We start from the raw sequence: 24,542 nt of genomic DNA on the forward strand, positions 1-24,542 counted from the left end.
TCGGGTCGGGTTACGGGCAAACGGTGCCGGTCAGGCCGGCGAGGATAGGTCAGGCGCGCCAGCGCCAACGGGCCAGGGCCTTGATCACCTTCATCCAGTGTTTGCGGGCAACGACCACGATGCTGTCTCTTGGTGGTGGGTTTGCTGCGGAGTCTCGCGACATTACCCCAGCGTTCGACTCCAGGCAACCTTCCGGCAGCAGTTCGCGCAGATCGTCAATCACCAGGGTGGGCGACTCCTCGTGGATCGGCCGGCCGTGGTTGTAGCCGTAGGACAGTGCCACGCAGGGCACCCCGGCGGCGCGGGCGGCCAGCACGTCGTTGCGCGAGTCGCCGACGAACAGGGCATCCTCGGCCTTCACCTCAGCCATCTGCATGACGTACAGCAGCGCCGCCGGGTCGGGCTTCTGCTGCGGCAGGGTATCGCCGCCGATGATCCAGCGGAAATAGCGGCCAATCTTCATGTCGTCGAGCAGCGGGCCGACGAAGCGCTCCGGCTTGTTGGTGATCAGCGCCATTTCCACGCCCTGGCGCTTCAGCCACTTGAGGGTCGGCTTGACCCCCGGATAGACATAGGTGTGGGCGTGGCTTTCGGCATAGGCGTCCATGAACAGCGCCAGGGCCTGCTCGGCCTCTTCGTCGCTCACCGCGCCGTGGTCGAGGCCGCCGGCCAGGGCGCGGCGCACCAGCACCCGGGCGCCGTTGCCGACCCACTGGCGCACCGCCTCGACGCCCGCCGCCGGGCGCCCCAGGGCGTGCAGCATGCGGTCCACCGCGGCAGCCAGATCCGGCACCGAGTCCACCAAGGTGCCGTCCAGATCGAACATCACCAGGCGCGGCAGGCGTCCGGGAAACAGCAGTTCGAGACTCATGCTTGCCGGGCCAGCGCCAGCTCGCTGCGCATGGCGTCGATCACGGCCTTGTAGTCGGGCTGGTTGAAGATCGCCGAGCCGGCGACGAAGGTGTCGGCGCCGGCCGCGGCGATCTCACGGATGTTCTGCACGTTGACCCCGCCATCCACCTCCAGGCGGATATCCAGGCCCGAGGCGTCGATCAGCGCACGGGCCTCGCGCAGCTTGTCGAGAGTGCCGGGGATGAACTTCTGGCCACCGAAGCCGGGGTTGACGCTCATCAGCAGGATCATGTCGACCTTGTCCATCACGTACTTCAGGCAGTCCAGCGGGGTGGCCGGGTTGAACACCAGGCCGGCCTTGGCGCCGCCGCTCTTGATCAGCTGCAGGGAGCGGTCGATGTGCTCCGAGGCTTCCGGGTGGAAGGTGATGTAGCTGGCGCCGGCCTCGAGGAAGTCGCCGATGATGCGGTCTACCGGCTTGACCATCAGATGCACGTCGATGGGTGCGCTGATGCCGTACTTGCGCAGCGCGGCGCAGACCATGGGGCCGATGGTCAGGTTGGGTACATAGTGGTTGTCCATCACGTCGAAATGGACGATGTCGGCGCCGGCGGAGAGCACCCTGTCGACATCCTCACCCAGGCGGGCGAAATCGGCGGACAGGATCGACGGAGCGATGGCGTAGGGTTGCATGGAGAATGGGCCTCAGGGCGAGATCGGGTGGCGCGAATTGTAGCCCGACTCGCTCCCTGGCGGGCTGCCCCAGGTCAGCGAATCCTATGAAAAGAAAGCCCCGGAACACCGCCAGGGGCGTCCCGGGACCTTGGGGAAAAGGAGCGTGCGGAGCGCTGGCGCGCCTTACTCCACAGGCGCGGTGCGCAACTTCTCGCTACGCCCGCGCAGCCATTCCAGGGTCAGCAGCAGGACCACCGAGAAGCCGATCAGCAGGGTGGCCGCCGCGGCGATGGTGGGGCTCAGGTTCTCGCGGATTCCGCTGAACATCTGCCGCGGCAGGGTGGCCTGCTCGGGGCCGGCGAGGAACAGCGTGACCACCACCTCGTCGAAGGAGGTGGCGAAGGCGAACAGCGCGCCGGAGATGACCCCGGGGGCGATCAGCGGCAGGGTCACCCGGCGGAAGGTAGTCAGCGGCGAGGCGCCGAGGCTGGCCGCGGCGCGCACCAGGTTGTAGTTGAAGCCCTGCAGGGTGGCCGACACGGTGATGATCACGAAGGGTACGCCGAGCACCGCGTGGGTGACGATCAGTCCCAGGTAGCTGTTGCCGAAGCCCAACGGAGCGAACGCGAGGTAGCAGGCCACGCCGACGATCACCACCGGCACCACCATGGGGGAGATCACCAGGCTCATGATCAGCGCCTTGCCGGGGAAGTCGGAACGGGTCAGGCCGATCGCCGCCAGGGTGCCGAACACCATGGCCAGCAGAGTGGCGGCCGGGGCGACGATCAGGCTGTTCTTCAGCGAGCGCATCCACTCCGCGGAACTGAAGAAGTCCTGGTACCAGCGCAGCGAGAACTCCTGGATCGGGTAGACCAGGAAGGTGCCGCTGGTGAAGGACAGCGGCACGATCACCAGCACCGGCAGGACCAGGAATAGCAGGATCAGAGCGCAGATCAGGCGCAGGCTGTAGTACCAAATGCGTTCGATCGGAGACATGTAGGGCGTGAGCATCTCGATTCTCTCCTTAGCTCAGGCGCATCCGGCTGGCGCCGACCAGCCAGCCGTAGACCATGTAGAGCACCAGGGTGGCGAACAACAGCAGGCCGCCCAGTGCGGTAGCCATGCCCCAGTTGATGCTGGTGTTGGTGTAGAAGGCGACGAAGTAGCTGACCATCTGGTCGTTCGGACTGCCCAGCAGCGCCGGAGTGATGTAGTAGCCGACCGAGAGGATGAACACCAGCAGGCAGCCGGCACCGACCCCGGCGACGGTCTGCGGGAAGTACACCCGCCAGAAGCTGACGAACGGGTGGCAGCCGAGGGAGATCGCCGCGCGCATGTAGCTGGGCGAAATGCCCTTCATCACGCTGTAGATGGGCAGGATCATGAACGGCAGCATGATGTGCACCATGGCGATGTACACCCCGGTGCGGTTGAACACCAGCTCCAGCGGCTGGTCGATCAGCCCCAGCTTGATCAGCGCGCTGTTGATCAGGCCACCGGACTGCAGCAGCACGATCCAGGCCGCCACGCGGACCAGGATGGAGGTCCAGAACGGCAGCAGGACGAGGATCATCAGCAGGTTGCTCTGGCGCGCCGGCAGGTTGGCCAGCAGGTAGGCCAGCGGGTAGGCCAGCACCAGGCAGATGACGGTGATCACCAGGCTCATCCAGAAGGTGCGGGCGAAGATTTCCAGGTAGATGGCCTGATCCGGAGTGGCTGCGGCCAGTTCGCCGAGGTCGTCGATGCGGTGGTCGAGCGCGGCGAGCAGGTAGTAGGCGGTGAAGGCACTGGCGTTGCGGCGGATCACCTGCCAGTAGGCGGGGTCACCCCAGCGCTCGTCGAGGGTCTCCAAGGCCTCCTTGTAGGACGCCGGTTCCTGCTTGAACGGCAGGGCACGGGCGGTCTTGGCCATCAGGCTGCGGTAGCCGGCCAGCTCCATGTTCAGACGCTTGGACAGGTCGCCGATGGTCTGCTGCTTGCGCGCCTCCACCAGATCCTGACTGAGGGCCTTGTAGACGGTCTCGTCGGGCAGGGCCTTGCCATCCCACTCGGCGATCGCCTCCACGGTGCGCGGCAGCGAGCCGACCACCTCGGGGTTGCTGACGCTCTTGTAGAGCAGCATGGCGATGGGCAGGACGAAGACCAGCAGCAGGAAGACCAGCAGCGGCAGGACCAGCGCCTGGGCCTTCAGGCGGTTCATGCGCTCGGCCCTGGCCAGGCGCTGCTTGAGGCTCGGGCCGGAGACGGGTTCGGAGAGGACGGCGGTAGTGGCCATGGTGGGCTCCGGTAGCTGAATCGTTAGTGACTTCGAGGAGCGAGCCCTGCTCGCAAAGCATTCGGTGGACCGGCCGGGACGAGACAGGCTCGCCCGGCCTGGCCGTGCCGGTCGGAGCCGAAGGCCGCGACCGGCAGGTGGGGACTTACTTGGCCGCCCAGGCGTTGAAGCGCTGTTCCAGCTGCTCGCCGTAGTCAGCCCAGAAGGTCACGTCCATCGCCACCTGGTGGGCGATGTTCTCCGGGGCGGTCGGCATGTTCTTCAGCAGGCTCGGATCCAGCAGGTCGATGGCCTTGGCGTTGGCCGGACCGTAGGCGATGTTCTCCGAGTAGGCCTTCTGCTGCTCGGGCTGCAGGGTGAAGGCGATGAACTTCCGCGCCAGGTCCGCGTCCTTGGCACCCTTCGGGATGGCCCAGGCGTCGAAGTCGTAGATGCCGCCGTTCCACACGATCTGCAGGTTGCTCTCGTTCTGCACCGCGGCGATGCGGCCGTTGTAGGCGGAGCTCATCACCACGTCACCGGAGGCGAGGAACTGCGGCGGCTGGGCGCCGGCCTCCCACCACTGGATGTACGGCTTGATCTGGTCCAGCTTGGCGAAGGCGCGGTCCTGGCCTTCCTTGGTGGCGAGCACCTCGTAGACGTCCTTGGGCTCGACGCCGTCGGCCATCAGGGCGAATTCCAGGGTGTACTTGGCGCCCTTGCGCAGGCCACGCTTGCCCGGGTACTTCTTCACGTCCCAGAAATCCGCCCAGCCGCTCGGGGCGCTCTGCAGCTTGTCGGCGTTGTAGGCCAGCACTGTGGACCACACGAAGAAGCCCGCGCCGCAGGGAGTCAGGGCGCCCGGCACGAAGTCCTCGGGATTGCCGAACAGGCTGGCGTCCAGCTCCTCGAACAGACCCTCGTCGCAACCGCGGGCCAGTTCCGGCGATTCCACCTCGACCAGGTTCCAGGTCACGCTGTTGGTGTCGACCATGGCCTTCACCTTGGCCATCTCGCCGTTGTACTCGCCGGCGATGATCTTGCCGTTGCCGGCCTGTTCCCAGGGCTTGTAGAAGGCTTTGGTCTGGGCGTTCTTGTTCGCCCCGCCGAAGGAAATCACGGTCAGGTCGGCGGCCAGCAGCGGCGCCGCACAGGCCATCCCCAGGGCCAGAGCAGAGATCTTCAGTACTTTCTTCATTGTTCTTCTCCCACGTTGACAGCGATTGGAACGCCTTACTCGGCCTGTAGCGGGTCGAGGGCGCGGACGTGCTCCACCTGCCAGCCGAGCGGTACCACGTCACCCACCGCAAGGGCGGGATCGAGCTCGGCAATCGGCTGCTTGACGAAGAAATCCGAGTGACCGCACACCTCCATGCGGATCCGCACGTGATCACCCAGATAGATGAACTCCTCGACGCGCCCGGTGAAGCGGTTGATGCACTGTTCGCTGCGACCGTTAAGGCTGACCCGCTCGGGACGGATCGACAGGGTGACCGGCTCACCCGGCTGGCCGACGTTGATCGCCAGCGCCTCGACCCGCTCGCCACGGGGCAGAGCCACCACGCAACGGTCGCCGTCACGGCTGACCAGTTGCCCGGTGAGGCGGTTGTTCTCGCCGATGAAGTTGGCGACGAAGCTGTTGCACGGCTGTTCGTAGAGTTCCCGCGGCGGGGCGATCTGCTGGATCTCGCCCTGGTGGAACACCGCGACGCGGTCGGACATGGTCAGCGCCTCGCCCTGGTCGTGGGTGACGTAGACCACGGTGACGCCGAGGCGCTGATGGATGTGCTTGATCTCCATCTGCATGTGCTCGCGCAGCTGCTTGTCCAGCGCGCCCAGCGGCTCGTCCATCAGCACCAGCTGCGGTTCGAAGACCAGCGCACGGGCTAGCGCCACGCGCTGCTGCTGACCGCCGGAGAGCTGCCCCGGATAGCGGTTGCGGAACTTCTCCAGCTGCACCATGGCCAGGGCGCGCTTGACCCGCTCGCTAGCGTCGCTCTTGTTCACGCCGCGCACCGACAGCGGGAAGGCCAGGTTCTCGGCCACCGTCATGTGCGGGAACAAGGCGTAGTTCTGGAACACCATGCCGATGTCACGCTTGTGCGGCGGCACGTTGTTGATCGCCCGACCGGCGAGGAGTATCTCGCCCGCGGTCGGGGTTTCGAAGCCGGCCAGCATCATCAGGCTGGTGGTCTTGCCGGAGCCGGAGGGCCCCAGCAGGGTGAGGAATTCGCCCTTGCGAATGTCCAGGTTGAGATCTTTGACGATCAGGTTCTCGCCGTCGTAGCTCTTCTGCACGCCACGAAAGCTCACCAGCACATCGGCATTCCCGGACTGATTGGTCACAGCCTCGCTCATAGCCCACACCTTCGAATTTCTTGTAAGCCGTGGGTGAATCCTAGATAAGCCGGTGGGCGTGGCAAATCGGGGCGCAGGAGAGATTGCTATCAGCCAGAAAGAAGCCCCTTTGTAGGGAAATCCCTACACAAGGTCGGGAGATGGGACGACCGCCGACCAGCCAGCCGGGACGGCATGCTAGAGCTTGTGCTCCAGGGCGTAGCGGACCAGATCGGCCACCGAGTTGGCGCCCAGCTTCTGCATCAGGCGCGCCTTGTGGGTGCTGATGGTCTTGCTGCTGAGGGCCAGTTCCTGGGCGATGTCGTTGACGCTGTCGCCGCGCACCAGGCGCTCGAACACCGAGAACTCCCGTTCGGAGAGCAGCGCATGGGGCGGACGCTCGTCGGTCAGACCGACCTCGAAAACCATGCGGTCGGCCAGCTCCGGGTCTATGTAGCGGCCGCCGCTGGCCACCTTGCGGATCGCGGTTAGCAGCAGGGCCGGGTCGCTGTCCTTGGTGGCATAGCCGGCCGCCCCTGTCTTCAGGGCGCGGGCGGCCATCTGCGCCTCGTCGTGCATCGACAGCACCAGGATAGCCGGCGGCTCGCTGAGCGCGCGGATCCGCGGAATGGCCTCCAGGCCATTGACTCCGGGCATGGAGATGTCCAGCAGCACCACTTCGCAGGGGGTGTGGCGCAGCGCTTCCATGAGCTGCTCGCCATTGGCGGCCTCGCCGGCCACTTCCAGGTCCTTGGCCAAGCCGATCAGTTGCTTGATGCCCTCGCGGACGATGGTGTGGTCCTCGGCGACCAGTACGCGAATCACTTCGTTCTCTCCTCGTCAGTCAGCTCGCCCGGTCGGCAGCGGCTCTACCGCTGCGTTCGTCGCCGTGCGCTCCCCGGCGCCGCCCGCCGACTCCAGCGGTACCCGTACGCTCAGGGTACAGCCCTCCCCCGGCCGGCTGGCAATGTCCAGGCTGCCGCCGAGCATCAGCACCCGTTCGCGCATGCCCACCAGCCCGAAGGACTGCTTGCCCGCCGCGGTCGGGTCGAAACCGCAGCCGTCGTCGGCAATTTCCAGCACCAGAGTAGCGCCTTCCACCTGCAGGCGCAGTTCCACGCTATCCGCCCGGGCGTGGCGCAGCACGTTGGTGAGCGCCTCCTGGAGAATGCGAAACAGGCCGATGGCTTTGGCATCGTTCAGCTCGGGCAGTTGCTCGGGCACCGCCACCAGGCAGGGAATACCGCTACGCGCCTCGAAGCGCCGGGCCTGCCACTCGATGGCCGAGGCGATGCCGGCATCCAGGATCGGCGGGCGCAACGCGGTGGCCACGTCGCGCACCAGCTGGAACAGCTGGGCGATCAGCCGCTTCATGCTGCCCAGGCGCTCCTGCAGGCCGGGGTCGAGGGCGCCGTAGGCCAGCTCGCACATGGACACCTCCAGCTTGAGCACGGTGAGCACCTGGCCCAGCTCGTCGTGCACTTCGCGGGCGATGCGCGCCTTCTCCTCCTCGCGGACGCTCTCCAGATGCGCCGACAGCTCGCGCAGTCGCGTCCGGGACTCGGCCAGCTCCAGCTCGATGCGCTTGTTCTCGCTGATGTCCCAGACCACCCCGTCCCACACCGTGCGGCCTTCGCCGAGGCTGCGCGCACTGGCCTTGATGTCCGCCCAGCGCACCTGGCCGTCGCGGGTCAGGATGCGCCCCTGCCATTGCCAGTCGCGACCTGCGGCGATGGCGGCATCCTGGGTGGCATGGTAGGAGGCACTGTCCTCCGGGTGGACCAGGCTGCGGATGCCAAAATCCGCCGCCTGGATGGTGGCCGCCGGGTAGCCCACCAACTGCTCGCTGCCCTCGCTGATGAAGGCGAAGTCCACCGGCGCCCCCGGCTCCGGCTGCTCGAGGCGGAACACCAGCCCCGGCACGTTGCCGGCGATGCCCTTCAGGCGCGCCTCGCTCTCCGCCAGGGCGGCGCGGGCGCGGCGCTGCTCGGTGACGTCGGTGAGGTAGACCACCAGGTACTCGGCGTCGCGGAAGCGCAGGAAGCTCAGGGTGACGTCTACCGGCAGCAAGCTGCCGTCGCTGCGTCGGCATTCGTTCTCGAAGTGCAGCGCCTCGCCGCCGCTGCTGCGTACCCGGCGCCACAGGTTGAGCCAGCGGTCCATGTTCAGATCGGGCTGGAACTCCTGCAGTGGCCTCTCCACCAGGCCGCCGGGCGCGTAGCCGAGGATCTGCTCGGCGGCGCGGTTGGCGTAGCGCACATGGCTGTCCCAGTTGACCCAGAGGATACCCACGGTGCTCTGGTCGATGGAGAACTGGGTGAGGCGCAGCGCCTCCTCTGCCAGCTCGCGCTGCTCCAGAGTGCCACGCGCCTCGCGCAGGCGCCGTTCGAGCCCCTGCAGCTGGCGGCGCTGCCAGGCGATCACCGAGGCGCAGGCCAGCAGTAGGGTGAACAGCAGCAGGCTGAGGTTCTGCCAGACGCCCGGCGCGGCGCTCAGGTGCTGCCGCGGTATGGTCAGCCAGCGGCTGCGCAGCTGCTCGAGTTCCTTGGGCGGCAGGGCGTGCAGGGCGCTGTCGAGGATCGCCGAGAGCTGCGGCCAGTCGCGCCGCGAGGCGATACGCAGGAGCTGCGGCAGGCCGACGTCGGCGACCACCACCAGCTCGGCGAACTCCGGCTCGCGGGACAGCCGGGTGAGCTGCGCCTCATCGATCACCGCGTAATAGGCGCGGCGCTCCAGCACGCGGCGCAGCGCCTCGCGCTCGCTCTTCACCGGCTGCAGGCGCAGGTTGCTATAGGTGCCACGCAGGAAGTCCGCCACGCTGCTGGGCATGCGCACCGCCACCGGCTCCTCGACGGTGAGGCGCTCCAACTCCACCGCCCCGGCGGCGCTGCGCTCACCCACCAGCAGGTTGGGCACCCGCAGGTAGGGGTCGGTGAACAGCCACTGGCGCAGGCCCGCGGGGGTCTGGCCGAGCCCCGGAGCGACGTCCACCCTGCCGGCACGGCGGGCCGCCTCCAGTTCGTTGAGATCGGCATAGGTCTGCCAGCGCAGCTCCACCTGGAGCACGGATGCCAGCCACTCCATGAGTTCGATGTTGGCCCCGGAGAGCTTGCGCAGGCGACGATCCTGCTGGGCATAGGGCGCCTGCAGCACCACGCCGACCCGCCACTCGCGGTGCTCGGCCAGCCAGGCGCGCTGCTCGGCGCTCAGCCGCACCTCCACCGGCTCCGGCGCGGCCAGGGCGGCAGTCGCCAGACAACAGCAGAACAGCAGGTACAGCCAACGGCTCATCGGACATCCCCGGACAGACAAGAGCGCTACCTTACTCCAGACGCCCCCTCGGAGGCGAAACCCGGACTGACAAAAAGTGGGCGACACAGTAGGCTGCGCCCATCGTCCCTACCGGAATACCAGGATGCGCCATCCCCTGCGCCCGCGACTGACCGCCCTGTGCCTGTCCCTGCTGCTCGCCGTGCTGCCCCCGGCGCAGGCCGAGGACACCCCGGCGGACGAGGCACCGCCCGCCGCGAGCGAGCGGCCGTTCAGCGAGCGCAGCGCGGATGCGGCGGCCACCCTGCAGCAGCGTCTGCCGAACGAGGAACAGCAGTGGCTGGAGGCCGACGGGGAACGCTTCCTGGCCCTCTGGCAGCCGGCCAACGTGGAGCAACCCAGCGGCGTGATCATCCTCATCCCCGGCGACGGCGAGACCGCCGACTGGCCCAGGGCGATCGGCCCGCTGCGCCGCAAGCTGCCGGACACCGGTTGGCACACCCTGAGCCTGACCCTCCCCGACCCGCAGGACGGCCTGCCACTACGCGCCGCCGAGCCGCCGACACCGGAGGAAGCGCCGGATGCCGCCGCGGATGAGCCGCAAGCCGACGAGCAGGCCGCCGCAACGGACGCTCAGGCCGAAGCCCCCGTGGACAGCCCTGCCGCGGCAAGTCCGGAGGCGCGCCTGGAACGCCATGCCGCCCGGGTACTGGCCCGCCTCCGCGCCGCGCTGGCCTTCGCCGAGCGGCAGGAGCCGGAGAGCATCATCTTCCTCGGCCACGCTAGCGGCGCCTACTGGGCAGCCCGCTACCTGGCCGAGGAACCCGCGCCACGCATCCACAACCTGCTGATGGTCGCCGCCCGAAGCCCCGAGGGCTTCGGGCCGGCCCTGGAACAGCTGATCCCGAACCTCAGGCTGGCCACCGGCGACTTCTACTACAAGGACGACCCGGCCGCCCGCACGGCCGCCCGCAAGCGCCTCCAGACCGCCCGCCGGCAGCCGCTGCCGGCCTACCTGCAGATCGCCATGACCAGCCTGCCGGGCAATCCGGCGGTGGAGCAGGAACAACTGTTCCGGCGCATCAAGGGCTGGCTGCTGCTTCAGCTGCGCGCCCAGCACGCCAGCGGCACCTAGTGCCGCCAATCAATCAGCGGAAGCCCCGGCGCTCGCGGATCAGCCGGTAGGCGTTGTGCAGCTCGCGGGTGCGCTCGGTGGCCTCGCGCACGCGTGCCGGCGTGGCACCGCTGCCGGCTAGCTTGTCCGGATGGTTCTGGCTGAGCAGCCTGCGGTAGGCACGCTTGATGGTCGCCGGATCAGCATCGGCGCTGACCCCGAGCAGACGCAGCGCCTCCTGATAGGCATTGCCGGGCGCCACCGGCTGACCGGCCGCTTGGTAGTCGCGACCGAGACGCTGCACCGCCTCCGTCGACCAGCCCAGCCAGCGCCCCCACTCCAGCAGCAGTGCCTGCTCGTTGCGCCCCAGCCGACCATCCGCCCAGGCCATCCGCCAGCAGGCGCGCAACAGCGCCTCGCCCCGCTCGCGGCGGGTACGCAGCGCGCTCAGCGGACGCTTCAGGTCGTCCAGGCCCTGCTTGCCGCGGGTGAAGGCTTCAATGGCCTCGCGCTGCGCCGCCGCATCCAGGTGCAGGCGCTGCATCTCGCCGCGGGCCATCTGGATGTGGCTTTCCTGCACCACGCCGTCGCTCTTGGCCAGGCGGCCGAGCAGGCGGAACAGCAGCTCACGCTCGTCGATCTGCACCGGCGCCTCGTGCAGCGCCGAGCCGCGCAGGTGGGCGAGCAGATCGCGCCAGCTGCGCAGGTTCAGCCGGCGGTCCACCACCTGCCCGAGCAGGGCGCCGAGCAACGCTCCGGGAATGCTGGCCAGGACCAGGCCCGCGACACTGCCGATCAGGGTGGCCGGCCAGAGCATCTCAGCGGGTCTCCGCCAGCAGCCGTTCGACTTCCGCCAGGCGCTCGTGGGTGCCCACGTCGATCCAGCGCCCGGCGAAATGCTCACCACTCACCAGTCCGTCGGCCATGGCACGGCGCAGCAAGGGTGCCAGCTTGAAGGCCCCAGGCTGGCAACCGACGAACAGCGCCGGGTCGAGCAGCGCCAGACCGCTGTAGGTGAGCGCCGGGGAGCCGGCCTCGGCATCGCGGACCTGCCCGGCCTGCAGGCGGAAGTCGCCCTGCGGGTGATGGGGCGGGTTGTCCACCAGCACAAGATGGGCCAGGCCGCTCAGCGGCCGGCGCAGGGCGGCGAAGTCGTAATCGGTCCAGACGTCGCCGTTGACCACCAGGAAGGGCGCCTCACCGAGCAGCGGCAGGGCATGCAGGATGCCGCCGCCGGTCTCCAGCGGTTCGCCTTCCGGCGAATAGGCGATGCGCACCCCGAAGCGCGCGCCATCGCCCAGGTAGTCCTCGATCTGCTGACCGAGCCAGGCATGGTTGATCACCAGCTCCTCGAAGCCGGCGGCGGCCAGGGCGCGCACGTGGTACTCGATCAGCGGCTGGCCGCCGGCGCGCACCAGCGGCTTGGGGGTGTGCAGGGTCAGGGGGCGCAGGCGCTCGCCCTTGCCGGCGGCGAGGATCATCGCCTTCATGCCGGCTGCCCCTCGCCACGCGGCAGAGCGGCGAGCAGTCCGCCCAGCTCGGCCAGCTCCGGACGCCGCGCCAGCACGGTGTCGATGTAGGCGAAGAAGCGCGGCACGTCGGTCAGGTAGCGCGGCTTGCCGTCGCGGTGGCAGATGCGCGCGAAGATGCCGATCACCTTGAGGTGGCGCTGCACGCCCATCAGGTCGCTGGCGCGCTGGAATTCCGCGAAGCTCGCCTGCACCGGGATGCCCGCGGCGCGGGCCTGGCTCCAGTAGCGTTCCAGCCAACCGTGCACGCGCTCCTCCGGCCAGCTCAGGAAGGCGTCCTTGAACAGGCAGGTGACGTCGTAGGTGACCGGCCCGTAGACCGCGTCCTGGAAGTCCAGCACTCCGGGGTTGGGCGTGCTTTCCATCAGGTTGCGCGGCATGTAGTCGCGGTGCACCAGCACCCTGGGCTGGGCCAGGGCACTGTCGATCAGCAGCGCGCAGCAGCGTTCCCAGGCGGCCAGCTGCCCGGCCTGCCAGACGATGCCCAGGTGGCGCCGCACGTACCACTCGGGGAACAGCTGCAGCTCGCGGCGCAGCAGGGCCTCGTCATAATGCGGCAGGCCGGCGTCCAGGGGCAGCCGCTGGAAGGCCAGCAGGGCCTGCAGGGCGTCGCCGAACAGCGCATCGGCGTTGTCGGCATCGATCACTTCCAGGTAGGTGCGGCGCCCCAGATCGTCGAGCAGCAGGAAGCCGCGCTCCAGGTCGGCGGCGAGGATGCGCGGCGCGTGCACCCCAGCGGAAGCCAGCAGGCCGGCGACCTTGACGAAGGGCCGGCAGTCCTCCTGAGGCGGCGGCGCATCCATGACGATCAGGCTGCGACCGTCCGCCTGCCAGCGGAAATAGCGACGAAAGCTGGCATCGCTGCTGGCCGGGGTCAGGCTGCCGGTGGGCACCGGGCCCCAGCCCTGGCGCGCGAACAAATCCGGCAAACACTGATCCAACCAGGCACTCAGCAGGCCCAGGCGTACATCTTCTTGAGGCATCGGGTGGTCTCCGGCGGCGCTAGCCGTTGTGCGGGTCATGCTTTATTATCCAGCATCTTTTTCAGCCCATCGAGTGGCGTGCGGCCTCACCGGCCGAAGGCGCGCAGGAAGCCCGGACTTATAAGATGGCAGTAAACAGCCCTTCGTTTCGCAGAAAGTTCCCGCTCATGATCACCGGCGGCCTGCTGGCCATCCACAGCGTAGCCGCCCAGCAGGTCACCGCCGCCGAGCAGTTCGACTGTCAGGTTTCCCCCTCCGGCGGCTGGGCCTGTGCGCCCAGGACGCCCACCGCCGCCCTGCCGCCACGTCCGGCGCACAGCGCCTCGGCGGTGAGCAGTGCCGCGCCCGGGGCCAAGCCCGCGGAAGCGGACGGCAAGCCGGCCGAGCCCGCCACCGCCCTGGTCAGCGAAAGCAAGGGCAAGGGCCTGCAGTCGCGCAGCGCCGACTACAGCCACCTGGACTGGGTACCGCGCGACCAACTGACCCCTGCCCAGTTGGCGGAAACCGGCCCCTACTGCGCCGGCGCCTACGTCGAGCCGCAGCGCCCCGGCATGGACGACACCACGCCGTTGGACGAAGCGCCCATGTACATCTCCGCCAAGGCCTCGCGCTACGAGCAGGAGAAGCAGATCGCCACCCTCGCCGGCGACGTGGTGCTGCGCCAGGGCAGCCTGCAGGCCGAGGCCGACGAGGCCAACCTGCATCAGGCGGAGAACCGCGGAGAACTGGTCGGCAACGTACGCCTGCGCGACAAGGGTTCCCTGGTGGTCGGTGACCGCGCCGAGATCCAGCTGGACAACGGCGAGGCCCAGGTCGACAACGCCGAGTACGTGATCCACGCTGCCCATGCCCGCGGCAACGCGCTCTACGCCAAGCGCGAGGAAACCGCGATCATCCGTCTCAAGGACGGTACCTACACCCGCTGCGAACCGGGCGAAAACACCTGGCACCTGAAGGGCAACAACGTCACCCTCAACCCGGCCACCGGCTTCGGCACCGCCACCAACGTGACCCTGCGGGTGAAGGACATTCCGGTGTTCTACACCCCCTACATCTATTTCCCGATCGACGATCGCCGGCAGTCCGGCTTCCTGCCGCCGAGCGTGGGCAGCTCCAGCGACACCGGGTTTTTCGTCAAGACGCCCTACTACTTCAACCTGGCGCCCAACTACGACGCCACCCTGTACCCCACCTACATGGCCAAGCGCGGCCTGCTGCTGGAAGGTGAAGGCCGCTACCTGACCAAAACCAGCGAGGGGCAGATCGGCGCCGCCTGGCTGGATGACCAGGAAGACGAACGCAAGCGGCAGTCCGACTACAAGGACCAGCGCTGGATGTACAGCTGGCAGCACCAGGGTGGCCTGAACTCGCGACTGCTCGCCGAGGTGGACTACACCGACGTCAGCGATCCCTACTACTTCCAGGACCTGAGCACCGACCTAGGCATCGACACCCCGGACTTCCTCAACCAGCGCGGCAGCCTGAGCTGGCGGGGCGACAGCTACACCGCTCGGCTGAACCTGCACGCTTACGAGCGCACCAGCGTCATCGACGTCACCCCCTACGAGCGCCTGCCGCAGATCACCCTGGACGGTCGCCTGCCGTTCCAGCCAGGCGGCTTGCAGTTCAACTACGGCACCGAGTTCGTCAGCTTCCAGCGCGACCTGCGCAGCGGCGACTTCATCAACGAGAACGGCATTCGCCAGTCCTGGTACGACAACAACCTGCGCGGTCTGAACCGTGCGGAAGGCGAGCGCATCCATCTGGAGCCTGGCGTCAGCCTGCCGCTGAACTGGACCTGGGGCTTCCTGAAGCCGTCAGTGAAGTACGCCTACACCCAGTACGACCTCAAGCTGGACAGCAAAGGGCTGGACCCGGGGCATGGCGGCATCGCCAAGTCCGACTTCGACGATTCCCCGGACCGCGGCCTGCCCATCGCCAGCCTGGACGGTGGCCTGTACTTCGACCGCGACACCCAATGGTTCGGCAAGGCGTTCCGCCAGACCCTGGAACCGCGCATGCGCTACCTGTACGTGCCCTACGAGAACCAGAAAGACATCCCGATCTTCGACTCTGGCGAGAGCACCTTCAGCTACGCCTCGCTGTGGCGCGACAACCGCTTCTCCGGGCGTGACCGCATCGGCGACGCCAACCAGCTGTCGCTCGGCGTGACCAGCCGCTGGATCCAGCCCGACGGCTTCGAGCGCCAGCGCCTGAGCCTCGGACAGATCATCTACTTCCGCGACCGCAAGGTGCAGCTGCTGGGCATCGACTACAAGGACCGCGAGGATGCCCAGTCCTCGGTGTCGCCCTACGCCCTGGAGTACCTGTACCGCTTCAACCGCGACTGGAACTTCAATTCGACCTTCAACTGGGACCCGGACAGCCACCACACCCGCTCGGGTAGTGCGATGTTCCACTACCAGCCGGAGGACAACCCCAACAAGGTGCTCAACCTGGGCTACCGCTACCGCAACGACGTGGTGCGCTTCGACCAGGCCACCGGTACCTGGGGCTTCAACAACGACTTCGGCCGCCCCGGCAGCCCCAACTACATCAAGGACTACTACAAGATCGACCAGCACGACTTCTCCATCATCTGGCCGATCGTGCCGCAGTGGAGCGTGCTGTCGCGCTGGCAGTACGACTATGGCCGCAACCGTACCCTGGAGGCCTTCGGTGGCTTCGAGTACGACAGCTGCTGCTGGAAGATGCGTCTGGTCAGCCGCTACTGGGTCGACTACGACGAGACCGACCTGAACCCCTCCGAGAACGACAAGGGCGACCGCGGCATCTTCCTGCAGATCGTCCTCAAGGGCCTCGGCGGCGTGTTTGGCAACCAGACCGAGACCTTCCTCGACAAGGGCATTCAAGGTTACCGTGAACGTGAAGAACAAGCTTTCTGATTGCATGCGCCCGCTGCTGCTGGGCGCGTTGTTGCTGGGCCAGGGGCTGCTCGCGCAGGCCGAGGTGCGCCTGCTGGACCGCGTGGTGGCGATCGTCGACAACGACGTGGTGATGCAGTCCCAGCTCGACCAGCGTCTGCGCGACGTCCAGCAGACCATCGCCAAGCGCGGCGCGGCCCTACCGCCGGAGCACGTGCTGACCCAGCAGGTCCTCGAGCGCCTGATCATCGAGAGCATCCAGCTGCAGATCGGCGAACGCTCGGGCATCCGCATCACCGACGAGGAGCTGAACCAGGCGCTGGAAACCATCGCCCAGCGCAACGGCTTGAGCCTGGAGCAGTTCCGCCAGGCCCTGGCCCAGGACGGCCTGTCCTTCGCCGACGCCCGCGAGCAGGTGCGCCGCGAGATGATCATCAGCCGCGTACGCCAGCGCCGGGTCGCCGAGCGCATCCAGGTCACCGAGCAGGAGGTGCAGAACTTCCTCGCTTCCGACCTGGGCAAGATGCAGCTGTCCGAGGAGTACCGCCTGGCCAACATCCTCATTCCGGTGCCAGACGGCGCCTCCCCGGAGACCCTACAGGCCGCCGCCCGCCAGGCTGACGAGCTCTACCAGCAACTGCGCCAGGGCGCCGACTTCGCCCAGCTGGCGATCGCCCGCTCGGCCAGCGAGACCGCCCTGGAAGGCGGCGAGATGGGCTGGCGCAAGGCCGCCCAGCTACCGCCGCCGTTCGACAGCATGATCGGCGCGCTGCAGCCGGGCGAGGTCACCGAGCCGGTGCGCACCCCGGGCGGCTTCATCATCCTCAAGCTGCTGGAGAAGCGCGGCGGCGGCGGCCAGGTGCGCGAGGAGGTGCACGTCCGCCACATCCTCATCAAGCCCAGCGAAATCCGCAGCGAGGCCGAGGCCCGGCGCCTGGTCGAGCGCCTCTATGAACGCATCCAGGCCGGCGAGGACTTCGCCGAACTGGCCAAGAGCTTCTCGGAAGACCCGGGTTCGGCGCTCAACGGCGGCGATCTCAACTGGATCGATCCCAACGCCCTGGTGCCGGAATTCCGCGAGGTGATGGCCAACACCCCCAGCGGCCAGCTGTCCAAGCCGTTCAAGACCCCCTACGGCTGGCACGTGCTGGAGGTGCTCGGTCGCCGCGCCACCGACAGCAGCGCCCAGGTCCGCGAACAGCAGGCGGTCAACCTGCTGCGCAACCGCAAGTACGATGAGGAGCTGCAGGCCTGGCTGCGGCAGATCCGCGACGAGGCCTACGTCGAGATCAAGCTCTGATCCGCACTTCGCCCCCCCCCCCCGAAGCCCGGCCCAGCGCCGGGCTTTTTCGTAACAGCGCCGGCCTGGTGCATACTGGCCCCCGGCACCAGCCCCTGTGAGAGTCCTGCGATGAGTAATCCCTTCGTCTTCGCCCTGACCCCCGGCGAGCCCGCCGGCATCGGCCCCGATCTGTGCCTGCTACTGGCCGCCCAGGCCCAGCCCCATGCCCTGGTAGCCATCGCCAGCCGCGTCCTCCTGGCCGAGCGGGCCGCCCAGCTGCAACTGGCCGTGAAACTCGTCGAGGTGGGCCCCGGCCACTGGCCCACACAGCCGGCGCCGGCCGGCAGCCTCTACGTCTGGGACTGCCCACTGCGCGCCGCCGTGGAGCCCGGCCGCCTGGACCCGGCGAACGCCACCTACGTGCTGGAGACCCTGACCCGCGCCGGCCAGGGCTGTCTGGACGGCGCCTTCGCCGGGATGGTCACCGCGCCCGTGCACAAGGGGGTCATCAACGAGGCGGGCATCCCCTTCTCCGGGCACACCGAATTCCTCGCCGAGCTGACCCACACCGAACAGGTGGTGATGATGCTGGCCACCCAGGGCCTGCGCGTGGCCCTGGTCACCACCCACCTGCCCCTCAAGGACGTAGCCGCGGCCATCACCCCGGAGCGCCTGGCCCGCGTCAGCCGCATCCTGCACGCCGACCTGCGCGACAAGTTCGGCATCGCCAAGCCGCGCATCCTGGTCTGCGGCCTCAACCCCCACGCCGGGGAAGGCGGCCACCTGGGCCGCGAGGAGCTCGAGGTGATAGAACCGACCCTGGAGCAGCTGCGCGGCGAGGGCCTGGAGCTGATCGGCCCGCTGCCCGCCGACACCCTGTTCACCCCTAAGCACCTGGAGCACTGCGACGCGGTACTGGCCATGTACCACGACCAGGGCCTGCCGGTGCTCAAGTACAAAGGCTTCGGCGCGGCGGTGAACGTCACCCTGGGCCTGCCGATCATCCGCACCTCGGTGGACCACGGCACCGCCCTCGACCTGGCCGGCAGCGGCAAGGTGGACACCGGCAGCCTGCAGGTGGCCCTGGAAACCGCCTACCAGATGGCCGAAAGCCGGCGTCAGGTCTAGGCGGAGGCGTCGCGCCGAAGTACTACGCCGCCTGGCGAGGTCTTCCAGCCCGGGCGCGCAGGTGCGGACCAGCCCTGCCCGCACCTGCTAAACTGCGCGCCTTTCCCATCCCATCCAGCTGCCCGCAGCTCCCCCGGAGCCGTCCATGTCCGAACTCTACCAACACCGCGCCCGCAAGCGCTTCGGCCAGAACTTCCTGCACGACGCCGGCGTCATCCACCGCATCCTGCGCGCCATCCAGCCGCGCGAAGGCGAGCACCTGGTGGAGATCGGCCCCGGTCAGGGCGCGCTGACCGCCGGACTGTTAGGCAGCGGCGCGCAGCTCGACGTGATCGAGCTGGACCAGGACCTGATCCCCCTGCTCAAGCTGCGCTTCGGCCTGGAAAAGCGCTTCACCCTGCACCAGGGCGACGCCCTCAAGTTCGACTTCGCTAGCCTGGGCGACAAGGCCCACACCCTGCGGGTGGTTGGCAACCTACCGTACAACATCTCCACGCCGCTGATCTTCCACCTGCTGGATCAGGCCGGGCTGATCCGCGACATGCACTTCATGCTGCAGAAGGAGGTGGTCGAGCGCCTGGCCGCCGAGCCGGGCAGCGGCGACTGGGGACGGCTGTCGATCATGGTCCAGTACCACTGCCGGGTCGAACACCTGTTCAACGTCGGCCCCGGGGCCTTCAACCCGCCGCCCAAGGTGGACTCGGCCATCGTCCGCCTGGTACCCCACGCCGAGCTGCCGCATCCGGCCCGTGACCACCGCCTGCTCGAACGGGTGGTGCGCGAGGCCTTCAACCAGCGCCGCAAGACCCTGCGCAATACCCTGAAAAACCTGCTCGACGCCGAGGCCATCGAGGCCGCCGGGGTGGACGGCAGCCTGCGCCCGGAACAACTCGACCTGGCCGCTTTCGTGCGCCTCGCCGACCAGTTGGCAGCGCAGGCGCCTGCCCCCTAAACTCACCCAGCAGATTGCCCGAGCCGTACCCCATGAGCGATCCTCGCTACCGAATCGACGTCAGCGTCATCACCCGCTTCCTACCGGAACAGTCGCAGCCCGAACAGCAGCGCTACGCCTTCGCCTACGTGGTGACCATCCGCAACCTGGGCAGCCTGCCAGCACGCCTGCTCAGCCGCCACTGGATCATCACCGACGGCAACGGCGAGGTGCAGGAAGTCCGTGGCTCCGGGGTGATCGGCCAGCAGCCGCTGATCGAGCCGGGGGCGGCCCACGTCTACACCAGCGGCACCGTACTGCCCACCCGGGTCGGCAGCATGCAGGGCAGCTACCAGATGCTCGCCGCTGACGGGACCTACTTCGAGGCCCCCATCGCCCCCTTCCGTCTGGCCGTGCCGGGAGCGCTGCACTGATGGCCACCTACGCCGTCGGCGACCTGCAAGGCTGCCTGGAACCGCTCAAGTGCCTGCTCCGTCAGGTGGCCTTCGACCCGGCCAGGGACCGCCTGTGGCTGGTCGGCGACCTGGTCAACCGCGGCCCCCAGTCCCTGGAGACCCTGCGCTTTTTGTACGCCATGCGCGACTCCCTGACCTGTGTGCTGGGCAACCACGACCTACACCTGCTGGCCGTGGCCCACGACGTCGAGCGGCTGAAGAAGTCCGACACCCTGAAGGAGATCCTCGAGGCCCCGGACCGCGCCGACCTCATCGACTGGCTGCGCCAGCAGAAGCTGCTGCACTACGACGCCGAGCGCGACACCGCCCTGGTGCACGCCGGCATCCCACCGCAGTGGACGCTGAAGAAGGCCCTGGCGCGTGCCGCCGAGGTGGAGGAAGTGCTCAGGGACGACACCCGCATCCGCGAATTTCTCGACGGCATGTATGGCAACGAACCGGCCCGTTGGCACAAGAACCTGCGCGGCATCGAGCGTCTGCGGGTGATCACCAACTACTTCACCCGCATGCGCTTCTGCAAAGCCGACGGCACCCTGGACCTGAAGAGCAAGGAAGGCCTGGGCAGCGCGCCCAAGGGCTACGCGCCCTGGTTCAGCCATCTGGAGCGCAAGACCCGCGGCCTGAAGATCGTCTTCGGCCACTGGGCCGCCCTGGAAGGCCGCTGCGACGAGCCCGGGGTGTTCGCCCTGGACACCGGCTGCGTATGGGGCGGTGCCATGACCTTGCTGAACCTGGACAGCGGCGAGCGGATCCGCTGCGAGTGCAAGGGCGCCCTAGCCCCGGATGCCGGCCGCGCGCGCAACTGATAAGCTGAGCGTTCCCATCAACCATTGCTTTGGCTGTTGCGTGCGACCTGCAGCTTGAAGCCTGGAGCTGCCCATGACCGACTTCAAACGTATTTCCCCCGAGCAGGCGCAGGCCCTGCGCCAGAACGGCGCCGTGGTGGTGGACATCCGTGATCCGCAGAGCTACGCCCTCGGCCACATCAGCGGGGCGCGCCACCTGGACAACTACTCGCTGGCCGAATTCATCGCCCAGGCCGACTTCGACCAGCCGCTGATCGTCGCCTGCTACCACGGTAACTCCAGCCAGGGTGCCGCCGCCTACCTGGCCAGCCAGGGCTTCGCCGAGGTGTACAGCCTGGACGGCGGCTTCGAGCTGTGGCGCAGCCTCTATCCCGGAGACGTCAGCCAGCAGACGGGCGACTGAGCCCCGCCCATTCCCTCTCGCCTAAAAAAATTTACAGTCTCCCGCAGCGCCCGCCACCGCTGGCCTGCCCGCCATCCCGGACGAACGGCCAGCCCCCGTTGGCGTTCCCCGATGCTTGACCCCGCCGAATCCGAACTACTCTTTAACCGAGGCCATCCCAAAGGAGAGCCGGCCTACCGGTTCCGGGCCATCGGAGTGACCATTGCGGTGCGTGTACTGGGGGACTATTCCAACGGCCGACTTCCCGGCCACAGCCAACACTCGCACAACCGATCGTTCCGGCGCCGACTTTCCGCATCGAGCGAGGTGACGACATGAGCATTTTCAGCCACTTCCAACAACGCTTCGAGGCGACGCGCCAGGAGGAGTACTCGCTGCAGGAATACCTGGACCTGTGCAGGCAGGATCCCAGCGCCTACGCCACCGCCGCCGAGCGCATGCTGATGGCCATCGGCGAGCCGGAACTGGTGGATACCTCTCTCGATCCCCGATTGTCGCGGATCTTCTCCAACAAGGTGATCCGCCGCTATCCGGCCTTCGCCGACTTCCACGGCATGGAAGACAGCATCGACCAGATCGTCGCCTTCTTCCGACATGCCGCCCAGGGCCTGGAGGAGAAGAAACAGATCCTCTACCTGCTCGGCCCGGTGGGGGGCGGCAAGTCATCCCTGGCCGAGAAGCTCAAGCAACTGATGGAGAAGGTGCCCTTCTACGCCATCAAGGGCTCGCCGGTATTCGAGTCGCCCCTCGGCCTGTTCAACCCGGACGAGGACGGCGCCATCCTCGAGGAGGAGTACGGCATCCCGCGCCGCTACCTGCGCACCGTGATGTCGCCCTGGGCCACCAAGCGCCTCAACGAGTTCGGCGGCGACATCAGCAAGTTCCGGGTGGTCAAGCTCTACCCGTCGATCCTCAACCAGATCGCCATCGCCAAGACCGAACCAGGCGACGAGAACAACCAGGACATTTCCTCGCTAGTCGGCAAGGTGGATATCCGCAAGCTGGAGGAATTCCCGCAGAACGACGCCGACGCCTACAGCTACTCCGGCGCCCTGTGCCGCGCCAACCAGGGCCTGATGGAGTTCGTCGAGATGTTCAAGGCGCCGATCAAGGTGCTGCATCCGCTGCTGACCGCCACCCAGGAGGGCAACTACAACAGCACCGAGGGGCTCGGCGGCCTGCCGTTCAACGGCATCATCCTCGCCCACTCCAACGAGTCGGAATGGCACAGCTTCCGCAACAACAAGAACAACGAAGCGTTCATCGACCGCATCTACATCGTCAAGGTGCCCTACTGCCTGCGCGTCAGCGACGAGATCAGGATCTACGAGAAGCTCCTGGCCAACAGCTCCCTGGCCCACGCCCACTGCGCCCCGGACACCCTGAAGATGCTCGCCCAGTTCTCGGTGCTGTCGCGCCTCAAGGAGCCGGAGAACTCCAACATCTACTCGAAGATGCGCGTCTACGACGGCGAGAACCTCAAGGACACCGATCCCAAGGCCAAGTCGATCCAGGAATACCGCGATGCCGCCGGAGTGGACGAGGGCATGACCGGCCTGTCCACCCGCTTCGCCTTCAAGATCCTCTCCAAGGTGTTCAACTTCGACCCCCACGAGGTCGCCGCCAACCCGGTGCACCTGCTCTACGTGCTGGAACAGCAGATCGAGCAGGAACAGTTCCCCGCCGAGGTGCGCGAGCGCTACCTGCGCTACATCAAGGAATACCTGGCGCCGCGCTACATCGAGTTCATCGGCAAGGAAATCCAGACCGCCTACCTGGAGTCCTACAGCGAGTACGGACAGAACATCTTCGACCGCTACGTGCTATACGCCGACTTCTGGATCCAGGACCAGGAATACCGCGACCCGGAAACCGGCGAAATCCTCAATCGCGTAGCCCTCAACGAGGAGCTGGAGAAGATCGAGAAACCGGCCGGCATCAGCAACCCGAAGGACTTCCGCAACGAGATCGTCAACTTCGTGCTGCGCGCCCGCGCCAACAACAACGGCAAGAACCCCTCCTGGCTCAGCTACGAGAAACTGCGCGTGGTCATTGAGAAGAAGATGTTCTCCAACACCGAGGACCTGCTTCCGGTCATCAGTTTCAACGCCAAGGCGAGCAAGGAGGACCAGCAGAAACACAACGACTTCGTCAAACGCATGGTCGAGCGCGGTTACACCGAGAAACAGGTACGCCTGCTTTCCGAGTGGTACTTGCGGGTACGTAAATCGCAGTAACAGCAGTCGCGGGCGGCAGGCCCCGGGCTGCAGGACGGGCGGGAGCCGGCAGGCCTCCGCCCGCTCCGCCAAGCTTGCGGCCTGACGCGGCCCGGAGGGCCTCTATGAGCTACGTGATCGACCGCCGTCTGAACGGCAAGAACAAGAGCACGGTGAACCGGCAGCGCTTCCTGCGCCGCTACCGCGAGCACATCAAGAAGGCCGTCGAGGAGGCCGTCAGCCGTCGCTCCATAACGGACATGGAGCACGGCGAACAGATCAGCATTCCCAGCCGCGACATCGACGAACCCATCCTTCACCACGGCCGCGGGGGACGGCAGGTGATCGTCCACCCCGGCAACAAGGAGTTCGTCGCCGGCGACCGCATCCCGCGCCCCTCGGGCGGCGGCGGGGGCAGCGGCAGCGGCCGGGCCAGCAACAGCGGCGAGGGCATGGACGACTTCGTCTTCCAGATCACCCAGGAGGAGTTCCTCGACTTCATGTTCGAGGACCTCGAGCTACCCAACCTGATCAAGCGCCACCTGGCCGGCGCCGACTCCTTCAAGACGGTGCGCGCCGGCATCAGCAACGAGGGTAACCCGTCGCGCATCAACATCGTCCGCACCCTGCGCTCGGCCCACGCGCGGCGCATCGCCCTGTCCGGCAGCAGCCGCGCCAAGCTGCGCGAGGCGCAGGCGGAGCTGGAGCGCCTGAAACGGGAAGAACCGGACAACTTCGGCGATATCCAGCGGATCGAGGCGGAAATCGAGCGGCTGCGCGCGCGCATCAAGCGGGTGCCGTTCCTGGATACCTTCGACCTCAAGTACAACCTGCTGGTCAAGCAGCCCAACCCCACCTCCAAGGCGGTGATGTTCTGCCTGATGGACGTCTCCGGCTCGATGACCCAGGCCACCAAGGACATCGCCAAGCGCTTCTTCATCCTTCTCTACCTGTTCCTCAAGCGGAACTACGAGAAGATCGACGTGGTGTTCATCCGCCACCACACCAGCGCCAAGGAGGTGGACGAGGAGGAGTTTTTCTACTCCCGGGAAACCGGCGGCACCATCGTCTCCAGCGCGCTCAAGCTGATGCAAGAGATCATGGCCGAGCGCTATCCGGTCCACGAGTGGAACCTGTACGCCGCCCAGGCCTCGGACGGCGACAACTGGAACGACGACTCGCCGATCTGCCGGGATATCCTGATGAAGCAGATCATGCCGTCCATGCAGTACTTCACCTACGTGGAGATCACCCCACGGGAGCACCAGGCCCTGTGGTACGAATACGAACAGGTGCGCGAAACCTTCCCGCACACCTTCGCCCAGCAGCAGATAGTGTCGGTGGCGGACATCTACCCGGTGTTCCGCGAGCTGTTCCAGCGCCGACTCAGCGCATGAGGGC

The 24,542-nt window shown here is 67.3% G+C and carries 21 protein-coding genes; 10 read left to right on the top strand and 11 right to left on the bottom strand.

Annotated elements, in window-relative coordinates; translation table 11 throughout:
• Positions 1–49: 49 nt before the first annotated feature.
• The 8 genes from H165_RS0115325 to H165_RS0115360 form a co-directional block, all read right to left on the bottom strand.
• Complete coding sequence (locus H165_RS0115325; RefSeq protein WP_017939824.1) at positions 50–871, bottom strand: phosphoglycolate phosphatase; 822 nt, start codon at positions 869–871, stop codon at positions 50–52.
• Positions 868–1,545, bottom strand: a complete 678-nt coding sequence (gene rpe, locus H165_RS0115330) for a ribulose-phosphate 3-epimerase (protein WP_017939825.1) — start codon at positions 1,543–1,545, stop codon at positions 868–870. The genes H165_RS0115325 and rpe overlap by 4 nt, the downstream gene beginning before the upstream one ends.
• 165 nt (positions 1,546–1,710) lie before the next feature.
• A complete protein-coding gene (locus H165_RS0115335; RefSeq protein WP_017939826.1) occupies positions 1,711–2,538 on the bottom strand; it encodes an ABC transporter permease in 828 nt (275 codons plus the stop codon).
• Positions 2,539–2,551: 13 nt separating this feature from the next.
• A complete protein-coding gene (locus tag H165_RS0115340) occupies positions 2,552–3,802 on the bottom strand; it encodes an ABC transporter permease (protein ID WP_017939827.1) in 1,251 nt (416 codons plus the stop codon).
• A gap of 145 nt (positions 3,803–3,947) precedes the next feature.
• Entirely contained in the window at positions 3,948–4,979 is a 1,032-nt protein-coding gene (locus H165_RS0115345; RefSeq protein WP_017939828.1) for an ABC transporter substrate-binding protein, read from the bottom strand.
• A 35-nt stretch (positions 4,980–5,014) separates the two neighbouring features.
• Complete coding sequence (locus tag H165_RS0115350) at positions 5,015–6,139, bottom strand: ABC transporter ATP-binding protein (RefSeq protein ID WP_017939829.1); 1,125 nt, start codon at positions 6,137–6,139, stop codon at positions 5,015–5,017.
• 177 nt (positions 6,140–6,316) lie between these two features.
• Complete coding sequence (locus tag H165_RS0115355; RefSeq protein WP_017939830.1) at positions 6,317–6,943, bottom strand: response regulator; 627 nt, start codon at positions 6,941–6,943, stop codon at positions 6,317–6,319.
• Positions 6,944–6,958: 15 nt separating this feature from the next.
• A complete protein-coding gene (locus H165_RS0115360; protein WP_017939831.1) occupies positions 6,959–9,409 on the bottom strand; it encodes a PAS domain-containing sensor histidine kinase in 2,451 nt (816 codons plus the stop codon).
• Between the two features lie 124 nt (positions 9,410–9,533).
• On the opposite strand from H165_RS0115360, the gene H165_RS0115365 reads away from it, so the two are divergent.
• A complete protein-coding gene (locus H165_RS0115365) occupies positions 9,534–10,523 on the top strand; it encodes an alpha/beta hydrolase family protein (protein ID WP_017939832.1) in 990 nt (329 codons plus the stop codon).
• Between the two features lie 13 nt (positions 10,524–10,536).
• On the opposite strand, the gene H165_RS0115370 is transcribed toward H165_RS0115365, so the two are convergent.
• Genes H165_RS0115370 through H165_RS0115380 form a run of 3 tightly spaced genes read right to left on the bottom strand, consistent with a single transcriptional unit; the run spans position 10,537 to position 13,014 of the window.
• A complete protein-coding gene (locus H165_RS0115370; RefSeq protein ID WP_017939833.1) occupies positions 10,537–11,319 on the bottom strand; it encodes a TerB family tellurite resistance protein in 783 nt (260 codons plus the stop codon).
• Position 11,320: 1 nt separating this feature from the next.
• Positions 11,321–11,992: an N-acetylmuramate alpha-1-phosphate uridylyltransferase MurU gene (murU, locus tag H165_RS0115375; protein WP_026146666.1), complete on the bottom strand. Its 672-nt coding sequence runs from the start codon at positions 11,990–11,992 to the stop codon at positions 11,321–11,323.
• Positions 11,989–13,014, bottom strand: coding sequence for an aminoglycoside phosphotransferase family protein (locus H165_RS0115380; protein WP_017939835.1), 1,026 nt, complete (start codon positions 13,012–13,014; stop codon positions 11,989–11,991). Before H165_RS0115380 ends, murU begins: the two co-directional genes overlap by 4 nt.
• Before the next feature lie 125 nt (positions 13,015–13,139).
• On the opposite strand from H165_RS0115380, the gene H165_RS0115385 reads away from it, so the two are divergent.
• The 9 genes from H165_RS0115385 (at position 13,140) to H165_RS0115425 (ending at position 24,538) form a co-directional block, all read left to right on the top strand.
• A complete protein-coding gene (locus H165_RS0115385; protein ID WP_026146667.1) occupies positions 13,140–15,920 on the top strand; it encodes an LPS-assembly protein LptD in 2,781 nt (926 codons plus the stop codon).
• A 4-nt stretch (positions 15,921–15,924) separates the two neighbouring features.
• Complete coding sequence (locus tag H165_RS0115390; protein ID WP_017939837.1) at positions 15,925–17,199, top strand: peptidylprolyl isomerase; 1,275 nt, start codon at positions 15,925–15,927, stop codon at positions 17,197–17,199.
• 111 nt (positions 17,200–17,310) lie between these two features.
• Positions 17,311–18,309, top strand: a complete 999-nt coding sequence (pdxA, locus tag H165_RS0115395; protein ID WP_017939838.1) for a 4-hydroxythreonine-4-phosphate dehydrogenase PdxA — start codon at positions 17,311–17,313, stop codon at positions 18,307–18,309.
• 145 nt (positions 18,310–18,454) lie between these two features.
• Entirely contained in the window at positions 18,455–19,261 is an 807-nt protein-coding gene (gene rsmA, locus H165_RS0115400; RefSeq protein WP_017939839.1) for a 16S rRNA (adenine(1518)-N(6)/adenine(1519)-N(6))-dimethyltransferase RsmA, read from the top strand.
• Positions 19,262–19,293: 32 nt separating this feature from the next.
• The gene (gene apaG / locus H165_RS0115405) at positions 19,294–19,674 is read left to right on the top strand and encodes a Co2+/Mg2+ efflux protein ApaG (RefSeq protein ID WP_017939840.1); all 381 of its coding nucleotides are present in this window, start codon (positions 19,294–19,296) and stop codon (positions 19,672–19,674) included.
• Positions 19,674–20,522: a symmetrical bis(5'-nucleosyl)-tetraphosphatase gene (locus H165_RS0115410; RefSeq protein WP_017939841.1), complete on the top strand. Its 849-nt coding sequence runs from the start codon at positions 19,674–19,676 to the stop codon at positions 20,520–20,522. The genes apaG and H165_RS0115410 overlap by 1 nt, the downstream gene beginning before the upstream one ends.
• A 73-nt stretch (positions 20,523–20,595) precedes the next feature.
• Positions 20,596–20,925, top strand: a complete 330-nt coding sequence (gene glpE, locus H165_RS0115415) for a thiosulfate sulfurtransferase GlpE (RefSeq protein WP_017939842.1) — start codon at positions 20,596–20,598, stop codon at positions 20,923–20,925.
• A 314-nt stretch (positions 20,926–21,239) separates the two neighbouring features.
• Positions 21,240–23,162, top strand: a complete 1,923-nt coding sequence (locus H165_RS0115420) for a PrkA family serine protein kinase (protein ID WP_017939843.1) — start codon at positions 21,240–21,242, stop codon at positions 23,160–23,162.
• A gap of 104 nt (positions 23,163–23,266) precedes the next feature.
• Positions 23,267–24,538 carry a YeaH/YhbH family protein gene (locus H165_RS0115425; RefSeq protein ID WP_017939844.1) on the top strand — a complete coding sequence of 424 codons (1,272 nt, stop codon included), beginning with the start codon at positions 23,267–23,269 and terminating at the stop codon, positions 24,536–24,538.
• The last annotated feature ends 4 nt before the right edge of the window (positions 24,539–24,542 follow it).

This window comes from Pseudomonas thermotolerans DSM 14292, assembly GCF_000364625.1.
GTDB lineage: Bacteria > Pseudomonadota > Gammaproteobacteria > Pseudomonadales > Pseudomonadaceae > Aquipseudomonas > Aquipseudomonas thermotolerans.

Bases quoted from the DNA above. Each gene is read 5' to 3' on its own strand.
- H165_RS0115385 (WP_026146667.1), top strand. From the start codon at position 13,140: ATGGCAGTAAACAGCCCTTCGTTTCGCAGAAAGTTCCCGCTCATGATC.
- H165_RS0115340 (WP_017939827.1), bottom strand. From the start codon at position 3,802: ATGGCCACTACCGCCGTCCTCTCCGAACCCGTCTCCGGCCCGAGCCTC.
- H165_RS0115345 (WP_017939828.1), bottom strand. From the start codon at position 4,979: ATGAAGAAAGTACTGAAGATCTCTGCTCTGGCCCTGGGGATGGCCTGT.
- murU (WP_026146666.1), bottom strand. From the start codon at position 11,992: ATGAAGGCGATGATCCTCGCCGCCGGCAAGGGCGAGCGCCTGCGCCCC.
- rpe (WP_017939825.1), bottom strand. From the start codon at position 1,545: ATGCAACCCTACGCCATCGCTCCGTCGATCCTGTCCGCCGATTTCGCC.
- H165_RS0115425 (WP_017939844.1), top strand. From the start codon at position 23,267: ATGAGCTACGTGATCGACCGCCGTCTGAACGGCAAGAACAAGAGCACG.
- H165_RS0115325 (WP_017939824.1), bottom strand. From the start codon at position 871: ATGAGTCTCGAACTGCTGTTTCCCGGACGCCTGCCGCGCCTGGTGATG.
- H165_RS0115365 (WP_017939832.1), top strand. From the start codon at position 9,534: ATGCGCCATCCCCTGCGCCCGCGACTGACCGCCCTGTGCCTGTCCCTG.
- apaG (WP_017939840.1), top strand. From the start codon at position 19,294: ATGAGCGATCCTCGCTACCGAATCGACGTCAGCGTCATCACCCGCTTC.
- H165_RS0115420 (WP_017939843.1), top strand. From the start codon at position 21,240: ATGAGCATTTTCAGCCACTTCCAACAACGCTTCGAGGCGACGCGCCAG.
- pdxA (WP_017939838.1), top strand. From the start codon at position 17,311: ATGAGTAATCCCTTCGTCTTCGCCCTGACCCCCGGCGAGCCCGCCGGC.
- H165_RS0115350 (WP_017939829.1), bottom strand. From the start codon at position 6,139: ATGAGCGAGGCTGTGACCAATCAGTCCGGGAATGCCGATGTGCTGGTG.
- H165_RS0115360 (WP_017939831.1), bottom strand. From the start codon at position 9,409: ATGAGCCGTTGGCTGTACCTGCTGTTCTGCTGTTGTCTGGCGACTGCC.
- H165_RS0115410 (WP_017939841.1), top strand. From the start codon at position 19,674: ATGGCCACCTACGCCGTCGGCGACCTGCAAGGCTGCCTGGAACCGCTC.
- rsmA (WP_017939839.1), top strand. From the start codon at position 18,455: ATGTCCGAACTCTACCAACACCGCGCCCGCAAGCGCTTCGGCCAGAAC.
- glpE (WP_017939842.1), top strand. From the start codon at position 20,596: ATGACCGACTTCAAACGTATTTCCCCCGAGCAGGCGCAGGCCCTGCGC.
- H165_RS0115335 (WP_017939826.1), bottom strand. From the start codon at position 2,538: ATGCTCACGCCCTACATGTCTCCGATCGAACGCATTTGGTACTACAGC.
- H165_RS0115390 (WP_017939837.1), top strand. From the start codon at position 15,925: ATGCGCCCGCTGCTGCTGGGCGCGTTGTTGCTGGGCCAGGGGCTGCTC.
- H165_RS0115380 (WP_017939835.1), bottom strand. From the start codon at position 13,014: ATGCCTCAAGAAGATGTACGCCTGGGCCTGCTGAGTGCCTGGTTGGAT.
- H165_RS0115370 (WP_017939833.1), bottom strand. From the start codon at position 11,319: ATGCTCTGGCCGGCCACCCTGATCGGCAGTGTCGCGGGCCTGGTCCTG.